Here is a 10,010-nt window from a genome sequence, read left to right on the forward strand (position 1 = left end):
CAGCTATACATGTGCCTGCTGGGAGATCGCTATCGCAGGCAAGCCAGCTCCCACATTTGGACTGTGGGGTTCTCCAGCCTGCATTTCAATCGTCGACCTGTTTAGGCGGCGGCAGGGTGAAACCTGAAACCGACCTGCGCAGCTGGCTGGCCATTTTTGCCAGGTTACCAATGCTCTCGGCGGTGGCCGTCGAACCCGACGACGTCTGCGTGGTGATCTGCTGAATCACGTTCATGGTCAGGGAAATCTGCCCCGCCGACGAGGTCTGTTGCTGCGCCGCATTCGAGATGCTCTGGATCAGCGCCGCCAGGGTTTTCGACACCCCTTCGATTTCTTCCAGTGCCACGCCGGCGTCCTGCGCCAGCCGCGCGCCGCGCACCACTTCGGTGGTGGTCTGCTCCATGGAGATCACGGCTTCGTTGGTGTCGGTCTGGATCGCCCGCACCAGGGTTTCGATCTGCCGCGTGGCAGCCGACGAACGCTCGGCCAGCCGTTGCACTTCATCCGCCACCACGGCAAAACCACGGCCGGCATCCCCGGCCATGCTCGCCTGGATCGCGGCGTTGAGGGCGAGGATGTTGGTCTGGTCGGCAATGTCGTCGATCAGGCTGACGATGTCGCCAATCTCCTGAGACGATTCGCCGAGGCGCTTGATGCGCTTGGCGGTGTCCTGGATCTGCTCGCGAATGTTGTCCATGCCGTGGATGGTGTTGTGCACCACCTCGTTGCCTTTGTTGGCGATTTCCACCGAACGCTCCGCCACCGCCGAGGATTCAGCCGCGTTGGCCGACACCTGGTCAATCGACTGGGCCATCTGGTTGATCGCGGTGGAGGCTTCGGCAATCTGCTGGGCCTGGTGCTCGGAGGCCTGGGCCAGGTGCATGGCGGTGGCCTGGGTATCCTGCACCGCGCCGGCGACCTGGCCGGCGGTGAGGTTGATGGTCGCCACCAGATCGCGCAGCTGGTCCACGGAATAGTTGATGGAGTCGGCGATGGTGCCGGTGAAATCCTCGGTCACCGAGGCGGTCACGGTGAGGTCACCGTCGGCCAGGTCTTCGATTTCATCCAGCAGCCGCATGATCGCGTTCTGGTTGCGTTCGTTCTTCTCGGCGGTTTCATGCAGTTGGCGGTTGGTCTCGCGCACCATCACCAGGCCAATCAGGATGATCGAGGTCAGCGCCAGCAGGCCCAGCACGTAGCCACCGATGGTGTCGAAGCTGCGCCCGCTGGCGAGGTTTTCAAAACCGGTGGCCAGGTGCGAGGCTTCGTCCAGCAGGGTTTGCGACAGGTTGAAAATATTGCTCGCCGAGGCACGTACCTGGAACAGCTGCGGCGAGGTTTCGAGGATTTCATCCACGGAACCGGAAACAAACTCGAACAGCTCGGCGATTTCCGCCAGCCGCGCGCGGGCGTCGTGGTCTTCGACCTGGCTGATGCGCAGGCCGGGGTTGCCCTGGAGCATGCCGTTGAGCACCTGGCCAAAACGGTTGGCGTCGCGGCCAAACGCGTCGGCGGCCTGCACCGCGGTTTCATCGCCGGCGAGCACGGTGTTCACGGCGCCGAGAATCCGCTCAGCCAGCAGCGACTGGCGCTGGGCCAGGGCCACCTGGCTCGCCGGGGCCCCGCGTTGCAAGAGGATGTCGACGACCTTCTCCGATTCCATCTGCAATTGCGGCACGGTTTCGGCGAGGGTCGCGGCCACTTGGTGCAAGGACAGCACGGTCTGTTCGCTGGCGAGGATCGCGTCGGTGTTTTTCAGCAGTGCTTCCCAGTCGGTCTGCACCGCACGCATTTCGGCGCGTACGGCACTGGGCGCCGCCGGCAGGCCGGTCTCGATGTCGCCTTTTTTCAGGTAACCCCAGCGCTGGGCAAAATCGTTGCGCGCATCGCTCAACAGTTTGAACGCGGCGGCTTTGCCTGCGGCGGCTTCGGTGGCGTTCTTGGCGATGCGCTGGGACAGCACGCGCAATTCACCGGCGTGGCCGATGTACTGCTTGTCGTAGGTGGACTGGGTGTTGAGGTACGCGAAGTTGGCGAACAGCAGCATGATGAACACGATCAGCGCAATAAACAGCACGATGATCTGCGAACGGCTGCGCGACGCGGCCTGGGGTTTGATCGCGGTGACGGTGGTCATGCGGCAACATCCATGAAGCCTGGGGCCTGGGCCAAAGCGAAAGGGCTGAAGACCTGCCACAGCGGCTCGCCGTCGAACTGGCCCTGGATAAACGGCGCGCCAGAGGTGGCGCTCGTCAACAATGCGTCTTGTGCAAAATGCTGCATGCCCACCACCTCGTCCACCAGCAGCCCGACAAACAGGTCGTTGAATTCCACCACCAATACCCGCCGTTGCTTGCGTGCCCGGGACAGTTCAAGGCCGAGAAAACCACCCAGGTCCATCACCGGCAGAAGGCGCCCGCGCAGGTTGGCCACGCCTTTGACCCAGGGTTTGACGCCCGGCATCAAGGTGCAGCGCGGCTCGTGCAACACCTCGGCAACTTCGCCCATGGGCGCCACGTACCAATGTGGCCCCAGGCGAAAGCCGATGCCGCTCCAGCGTTGCAGGCGGGTTTCCTGGGACGGCAGGTCGGCGGCCAGCAGGCGGCAGCGGCGGTCGATGTCCAGCAGCAGCTCGAAGGCGGTTTGCGACTCGGTCATGATGGCGTGCCGTCAGCCGGCCAGCACCTTGTTCAGGGTGGCGATCAGGGTTTCTTCGTCCACCGGCTTGGTCAGGTAGTCCTTGGCGCCCTGGCGCGCGCCCCAGATCTTGTCGGTTTCCTGGTCTTTGGTGGTGATGATGATGATCGGGATGCCGTTGGTTTCCGGCTCCTTGGACAGCTGGCGGGTGGCCTGGAAGCCATTGAGGCCCGGCATCACGATGTCCATCAGCACGGCGTCGGGTTTTTCCTGGCGGGCCAGGGCCACACCGTCCGCGCCGTTTTCGGCCTTGAGGACCTGGTGGCCGTGCTTTTCGAGCATGCCGGTCAGTTTGTACATTTCAGTCGGCGAATCGTCGACGATCAGAACACGTGCCATGGTTTTCCCCACTACATTGGTGGACGCCGGCCCTTTTGAGGCGGTGTCAGTGTGCTTGTTCTACTGCGGCGAAGGCAGGCACATAGGCCTTGATCGCGCCCAGCAGTTCTTCCTTGCTGAAAGGCTTGGTCAAAAACTGATCGACACCAACGATGCGCCCCTTGGCCTTGTCGAACAGGCCGTCCTTGGAGGACAACATGATCACCGGGATCGACTTGAACGCCGGGTTGTTCTTCACCAGGGCGCAGGTCTGATAGCCATCCAGGCGCGGCATCATGATGTCGACAAAAATAATGTGCGGGTGATGATCAACAATCCGCGCCAAGGCATCGAACCCGTCGATGGCCGTGATGACATCACAGCCCACGTTCTTCAACAGGGTTTCGGCGGTGCGGCGGATCGTTTTCGAATCGTCGATCACCATCACTCTCAAGGCGTTGGAATGCTGTTCCATATCTGCTCTACCATCGCCACAGCGAATCGGTTTTCGGTGTGTACTGCCTGATGTCTCACAGGATGAACGCCGCAAGCCTTGGAATTCAAGGGCTGCTGCGCCGTGGCAGTCTTTTTAGCACAGTCTCGGGGAGCAATCTATCGAGGCACCCGCCCGGTGGTTTTTCCTTGACCCACAACAGCCGCAGCGCCACTCTGACGCCACTTTTATGCGCCCTAATTTGCTAGAGGAAATCCCCCATGAGCGTTCGCGTCGGCATTGTCATGGACCCTATTGCCAGCATTTCCTATAAAAAGGACAGCTCGCTGGCCATGCTCCTGGCCGCCCAGGCCCGCGGCTGGAGCCTGTTCTATATGGAACAGCGCGACCTTTACCAGGGCGACGGCGAAGCCCGCGCACGCATGCGCCCGCTGCAGGTGTTTGCCAACCCGGAGAAATGGTTCGAACTGTCGGATGAAATCGACAGCCCGCTGAGCGATCTGGACGTGATCCTGATGCGCAAAGACCCGCCGTTCGACATGGAATTCGTCTATTCCACCTACCTGCTGGAGCAGGCCGAACGCGCCGGCGTGCTGATCGTCAACAAGCCGCAAAGCCTGCGCGACTGCAATGAAAAACTGTTCGCCACCCTGTTCCCACAGTGCACGCCGCCGACCGTGGTCAGCCGCCGCGCCGACGTGCTGCGTGAATTCGCCGCCAAACACGGTGATGTGATCCTCAAGCCGCTGGATGGCATGGGCGGCACCTCGATCTTCCGCCACCGCGCCGGCGACCCGAACCTGTCGGTGATCCTGGAGACCCTGACCGCGCTGGGTACCCAGCAGATCATGGGCCAGGCTTATATTCCGGCGATCAAGGACGGCGACAAGCGCATCCTGATGATCGACGGCGAGCCGGTGGATTATTGCCTGGCACGCATTCCGGCGGCCGGCGAGACGCGCGGCAACCTGGCGGCCGGTGGCCGCGGTGAAGCACGCCCGCTGACAGACAAGGACCGCTGGATTGCAGCCCAGGTTGGCCCGACTCTCCGTGAAAAAGGCCTGCTGTTTGTAGGACTAGACGTAATCGGTGAGAACCTGACTGAAATCAACGTCACCAGCCCGACCTGTATTCGCGAGATAGACAATGCATTTGGTACGAACATCGGCGAAATGCTGATGGCGGCCATTGAACGCAAGCTACAAGCCAAGTGACATAGAACAGCCGGACACACACCAACATTGCGTTATCATGCGCCACCTGTGAAACGCGCGATGTTGGTTTTTTTGTCATGACACTCCCGTCCGATCTGCCCCCCGAACTCTCCCACAGCGGCGTGCGCCCGGCTGATCGGCTCGGATTTACCCTGTTCCTGGCAGCCTTGATCCACCTCGCGTTAATCCTCGGCCTGGGCTTCACCTTTGCCGAACCCAAGCAGATCAGCAAAACCCTGGAAATCACCCTCGCCACGTTCAAAAGCGAAAAGAAGCCCGAGAAGGCCGACTTTCTCGCCCAGGACAATCAGCAAGGCAGCGGCACGCTGGATAAAAAAGCCGTGCCCAAGACCACTGAACTGGCGCCGTTCCAGGACAACAAGGTCAATAAAGTCACGCCACCGCCCACGCCCAAGCCCGAGGTCAAGCAGGCCGCGCCCAAGGCTGCGGTAACCACCGTCGCGCCCAAGCCGCAAAAAGCCCCGACCCAGCGCGAAAAAGCCAAGACAGAACCGACGCCCGAGCCCGTCAAACCGGCACCGACGTTCGACAGCTCGCAGCTGTCCGACCAGATTTCCAGCCTCGAAGCCGAACTGGCCAATGAACAACAGCTGTACGCCAAGCGCCCGCGCATTTATCGCCTGAATGCCGCGTCGACCATGCGCGACAAGGGCGCCTGGTACAAAGACGAGTGGCGCAAGAAGGTCGAGCGTATCGGCAACCTCAATTACCCCGACGAAGCGCGGCGCCAGCAGATTTACGGCAATTTGCGCTTATTGGTGTCGATCAACCGCGACGGTTCGTTATATGAAGTGCAGGTGCTGGAGTCGTCCGGGCAGCCCTTGCTGGACCAGGCCGCCCAGCGCATCGTGCGCCTGGCCGCGCCCTTCGCCCCGTTTACCGGCGACCTGAACGACATCGACCGCCTGGAAATCATCCGCACCTGGAAGTTCGCCCGGGGGGATCGGCTGTCGAGCAACTAATTGCGGCCTGTTAGTGAGCGGGCGTTTTTGTGGGCGGGCTTGCGTCTGAAGAGCAAGCTAATGGGGCGGCAGGACTTCTGTGGTGAGCGGGCTTGCCCCGCGCTGGGTGGCGAAGCCGCCCCCATCCAGGCGCTGAGTTTCTCCAGCTAGAGTGAAGTATCAGGTTTTAGGGCGGCTTCGCCACCCGGCGCGGGGCAAGCCCGCTCACCACAACAGCCCGCTCACCACAATTATGCTCGGCAACAGATTAAAGAACGCACGGACCAATCACTCCCAGCTTGTCAGTTTGCCCCTCCAACGCCACACTAGCGGACATGAAAAACGTCAGCCCGACCTACCTCAAGCACCAATTCCTGATCGCCATGCCCCACATGGCCGACCCGAACTTTGCGCAAACCTTGACCTACATCGTCGAGCACACGGCCAATGGTGCCATGGGGCTGGTGGTCAACCGCCCGCAGGAGCTGAACCTGGCGGATATCCTTGAGCAATTGCGCCCGGAAATCGACCCGCCAGCCCGCTGCCAGAGCGTGCCGATTTATATCGGCGGCCCGGTCCAGACCGATCGCGGTTTTGTGCTGCACCCCACCGGGCCGAAGTTCCAGGCCACGGTCGACCTGGAAGGTGTGTCGCTGTCCACTTCCCAGGACGTGTTGTTCGCCATCGCCGACGGCGTGGGCCCGGAACAAAGCGTGATCACCCTCGGTTATGCGGGTTGGGAAGCCGGGCAACTGGAAGCCGAATTGGCCAGCAATGCCTGGCTGACCTGCCCGTTCGACGCCGACATCCTGTTCAACACCGCCAGCGAACTGCGCCTGGAAGCGGCCGCGGCCAAGCTGCGGGTCAACCTCAGCCTGCTCACCAGCCAGGCGGGGCACGCCTGATGGCTTTGCGTCTGATCCTCGGCTTTGACTACGGCACCAAACAGATCGGCGTAGCGGTCGGCCAGGTGATTACCGGCCAGGCCCGTGAGCTGTGCACCCTCAAAGCCCAGAACGGCGTGCCGGACTGGAACCAGGTCGAAGCCCTGATCAAGGAGTGGAAGCCCGACGCGGTTGTCGTCGGCCTGCCCCTGAACATGGACGGCACCCCCAGCGAGATGTGCCTGCGCGCGGAAAAATTCGCCCGCCGCCTCAATGGCCGCTACAACCTGCCCTTCTATACCCACGACGAACGCCTGACCACCTTTGAAGCCAAGGGTGAGCGCCGCGACCGTGGCGGGCAAAAAGGCAGCTACCGCGACAACCCCGTGGACGCCATTGCCGCCGCCCTGTTGTTGCAGGGCTGGCTGGATGAAAACACCGCTTTATTTGAATCCTGACTGACGCGGCTTGCCGCGTCTTTTTACGTTTGAGCCCGGACCTTGCCGCGACCCCGCCGCGCAAGGCCTTGAAGGAGCCACCATGAGCCTGCCCAATCCCGCCGACCTGATCAGCCAGATGGCGATCCGCCTCAAGGCGCACCTGGAACACCGTGCCATCAGCGAACCGCGCTTTATCGGCATTCGCACCGGTGGTGTGTGGGTCGCCCAGGCGCTGCTGGAAGAGTTGGGCAGCGACTCGCCGCTGGGCACGCTGGATGTGTCCTTCTACCGCGACGACTTCAGCCAGAACGGCCTGCACCCGCAAGTGCGCCCTTCGGCCCTGCCGTTCGAGATCGAAGGCCAGCACCTGGTGCTGATCGACGACGTGCTGATGAGTGGCCGCACCATCCGCGCGGCCATGAACGAGCTGTTCGACTACGGCCGCCCGGCCAGCGTGACCTTGGTGTGCCTGCTGGACCTGGACGCCGGCGAATTGCCGATCAGCCCGGACGTGGTCGGCGCCACACTGTCGCTGGAAGCCCACCAGCGGGTAAAATTGTCCGGTCCCACGCCGCTCGAACTCGAACTGCAAGACCTTGCCCTTTAAACCGCCTTGTAAAGAGTCCCCGCGATGACGCCTCTAGATGCCAAGCGCCCGCTGCAGCTCAATGCTCAGGGCCAGTTGCAACATTTCTTGTCCCTCGACGGTTTGCCCCGCGAACTGCTCACCGAAATCCTCGACACGGCCGACTCGTTCCTCGAAGTCGGCGGTCGGGCGGTGAAGAAGGTCCCGCTGTTGCGCGGCAAAACCATCTGCAACGTGTTCTTCGAGAACTCGACGCGCACCCGCACTACCTTTGAACTGGCCGCCCAGCGCCTGTCGGCCGACGTGATCACGCTCAACGTGTCGACCTCGTCGGCGAGCAAGGGCGAAACCCTGCTCGACACTCTGCGCAACCTCGAAGCCATGGCCGCCGACATGTTCGTGGTGCGCCACGGCGACTCCGGTGCCGCGCACTTCATTGCCGAGCACGTGTGCCCGAACGTGGCAATCATCAACGGCGGCGACGGCCGCCACGCGCACCCGACCCAAGGCATGCTCGACATGCTGACGATTCGTCGGCACAAGGGCGGCTTTGAAAACCTCTCGGTGGCCATTGTTGGCGACATCCTGCACTCGCGGGTGGCGCGCTCGAACATGCTGGCCCTGAAAGCCCTGGGTTGCCCGGATATCCGTGTAATCGCGCCAAAAACCCTGCTGCCGATCGGCATCGAGCAATACGGCGTGAAGGTCTACACCGACATGGCCCAGGGCCTGAAGGATGTGGATGTGGTGATCATGCTGCGCCTGCAACGCGAGCGTATGGCTGGCGGCCTGCTGCCGAGCGAAGGCGAGTTCTACCGCCTGTTCGGCCTGACCACCGCGCGCCTGGCCGGGGCCAAGCCGGATGCCATCGTGATGCACCCGGGGCCGATCAACCGTGGCGTGGAAATTGAGTCGGCGGTGGCCGACGGCCCGCAGTCGGTGATTCTCAACCAGGTCACCTACGGCATCGCCGTGCGCATGGCGGTGTTGTCCATGGCCATGAGCGGGCAAACCGCGCAACGTCAATTCGAGCAGGAGAAGGCCCAGTGAAGCTCAGCATTCTTGGCGCCCGCGTCATTGACCCGGCCAGTGGCCTGGATCAGGTTACCAACCTTCATCTGGAAGCCGGCAAGATCATCGCCATCGGCGCCGCCCCAAGCGGTTTCAGCGCCAGCGAAACCCTCGACGCCAACGGCCTGATCGCCGCGCCGGGGCTGGTGGACCTGAACGTCGCCCTGCGCGAACCGGGCTACAGCCGCAAAGGCAGCATCGCCAGCGAAACCCGTGCCGCCGCCGCCGGTGGCGTGACCAGCCTGTGCTGCCCGCCGCACACCAAGCCAGTGCTCGACACCTCGGCCGTGACCGAGCTGATCCTTGACCGCGCCCGTGAAGCCGGCAACTGCAAAGTGTTCCCCATCGGCGCCCTGAGCAAAGGCCTGGAAGGCGAGCAGCTCGCCGAGCTGATCGCCCTGCGCGACGCCGGTTGCGTGGCCTTCGGCAACGGCCTGGAGAGCTTTCGCAGCAACCGCACGCTGTGCCGCGCGCTGGAATATGCGGCCACCTTCGATTTGACCGTGATCTTCCACTCCCAGGACCGTGACCTGGCCGAAGGCGGCTTGGCCCACGAAGGCGCGGTCGCCAGCTTCCTCGGCCTGCCGGGCATCCCGGAAACCGCCGAAACCGTGGCCCTGGCCCGTGACTTGCTGCTGGTGGAGCAAAGCGGCGTGCGCGCGCACTTCAGCCAACTGACCAGCGCCCGTGGTGTGGCCCTGATCGCCCAAGCCCAGGCGCGCGGCCTGCCGGTGACGGCGGACGTGGCGCTGTACCAGTTGATATTGACGGACGAGGCGCTGATCGACTTCTCCAGCCTGTACCACGTACAGCCGCCGCTGCGCACTCGCGCCGACCGTGACGGTTTGCGCGCGGCAGTGAAGTCGGGTGTGGTGTCGGCGATCTCCAGCCACCACCAACCCCACGAACGGGATGCCAAACTGGCGCCGTTTGGCGCGACCGAGCCGGGCATCAGCAGCGTCGAGCTGTTGTTGCCGTTGGCGATGACGCTGGTGGAAGACGGTTTGCTGGACTTGCCGACGCTGCTGGCACGCCTGAGCGCCGGCCCGGCCGAGGCCTTGCGCCTGCCAGCAGGCAAGTTGGCCGTAGGCTCGGCGGCGGACCTGGTGCTGTTTGACCCGGCCAGCTCAACGGTGGCCGGCGAACACTGGCTGTCCAAGGGTGAAAACTGCCCGTTCCTAGGCCATAGCCTGCCGGCGACGGTGCGCTACACCCTCGTCGACGGGCGAATTACCTACCAGGCGTGATAGATCGCGCAGTTAAGGTGGGCACGATCAATGTGGGAGCTGGCTTGCCTGCGATAGCATCACCTCGGTTTGGCTGAAAGACCGAGGTGCCAGTATCGCAGCATAAGTATCTACACATCGTTGTAGTGAGCGGGCTT

11 protein-coding genes are annotated in these 10,010 nt (G+C 62.9%); 7 read left to right on the top strand and 4 right to left on the bottom strand.

The window, feature by feature from the left end:
• Nucleotides 1-85: 85 nt before the first annotated feature.
• Genes WBB95_RS29605 through pilG form a run of 4 tightly spaced genes read right to left on the bottom strand, consistent with a single transcriptional unit; the run spans nt 86 to nt 3,490 of the window.
• On the bottom strand, nt 86-2,137 hold the full coding sequence (locus WBB95_RS29605; RefSeq protein WP_424490819.1) for a methyl-accepting chemotaxis protein: 2,052 nt from the start codon (nt 2,135-2,137) through the stop codon (nt 86-88).
• Nucleotides 2,134-2,658, bottom strand: a complete 525-nt coding sequence (locus WBB95_RS29610) for a chemotaxis protein CheW (RefSeq protein ID WP_424490820.1) — start codon at nt 2,656-2,658, stop codon at nt 2,134-2,136. The genes WBB95_RS29605 and WBB95_RS29610 overlap by 4 nt, the downstream gene beginning before the upstream one ends.
• A gap of 12 nt (nt 2,659-2,670) precedes the next feature.
• Entirely contained in the window at nt 2,671-3,036 is a 366-nt protein-coding gene (pilH, locus tag WBB95_RS29615) for a twitching motility response regulator PilH (protein WP_014720320.1), read from the bottom strand.
• Between the two features lie 46 nt (nt 3,037-3,082).
• A complete protein-coding gene (gene pilG, locus WBB95_RS29620) occupies nt 3,083-3,490 on the bottom strand; it encodes a twitching motility response regulator PilG (RefSeq protein ID WP_034109939.1) in 408 nt (135 codons plus the stop codon).
• Between the two features lie 239 nt (nt 3,491-3,729).
• On the opposite strand from pilG, the gene gshB reads away from it, so the two are divergent.
• The 7 genes from gshB to WBB95_RS29655 all read left to right on the top strand — a co-directional run bounded on the left by gshB (nt 3,730) and on the right by WBB95_RS29655 (nt 9,873).
• On the top strand, nt 3,730-4,683 hold the full coding sequence (gene gshB, locus WBB95_RS29625) for a glutathione synthase (protein ID WP_424490821.1): 954 nt from the start codon (nt 3,730-3,732) through the stop codon (nt 4,681-4,683).
• A gap of 77 nt (nt 4,684-4,760) precedes the next feature.
• Nucleotides 4,761-5,666, top strand: coding sequence for an energy transducer TonB (locus WBB95_RS29630; protein WP_424490822.1), 906 nt, complete (start codon nt 4,761-4,763; stop codon nt 5,664-5,666).
• 314 nt (nt 5,667-5,980) lie between these two features.
• Nucleotides 5,981-6,550, top strand: a complete 570-nt coding sequence (locus WBB95_RS29635; RefSeq protein WP_078739562.1) for a YqgE/AlgH family protein — start codon at nt 5,981-5,983, stop codon at nt 6,548-6,550.
• Nucleotides 6,550-6,987 carry a Holliday junction resolvase RuvX gene (ruvX, locus tag WBB95_RS29640; protein ID WP_003213744.1) on the top strand — a complete coding sequence of 146 codons (438 nt, stop codon included), beginning with the start codon at nt 6,550-6,552 and terminating at the stop codon, nt 6,985-6,987. The genes WBB95_RS29635 and ruvX overlap by 1 nt, the downstream gene beginning before the upstream one ends.
• An 82-nt stretch (nt 6,988-7,069) precedes the next feature.
• Nucleotides 7,070-7,576: a bifunctional pyr operon transcriptional regulator/uracil phosphoribosyltransferase PyrR gene (pyrR, locus tag WBB95_RS29645; RefSeq protein WP_003213746.1), complete on the top strand. Its 507-nt coding sequence runs from the start codon at nt 7,070-7,072 to the stop codon at nt 7,574-7,576.
• Between the two features lie 24 nt (nt 7,577-7,600).
• Nucleotides 7,601-8,605, top strand: coding sequence for an aspartate carbamoyltransferase catalytic subunit (locus WBB95_RS29650; RefSeq protein WP_424490823.1), 1,005 nt, complete (start codon nt 7,601-7,603; stop codon nt 8,603-8,605).
• Entirely contained in the window at nt 8,602-9,873 is a 1,272-nt protein-coding gene (locus WBB95_RS29655) for a dihydroorotase (RefSeq protein WP_424490824.1), read from the top strand. The genes WBB95_RS29650 and WBB95_RS29655 overlap by 4 nt, the downstream gene beginning before the upstream one ends.
• Nucleotides 9,874-10,010 lie beyond the last annotated feature (137 nt).

The organism is Pseudomonas sp., from assembly GCF_049645325.1.
Classification (GTDB): Bacteria; Pseudomonadota; Gammaproteobacteria; order Pseudomonadales; family Pseudomonadaceae; genus Aquipseudomonas.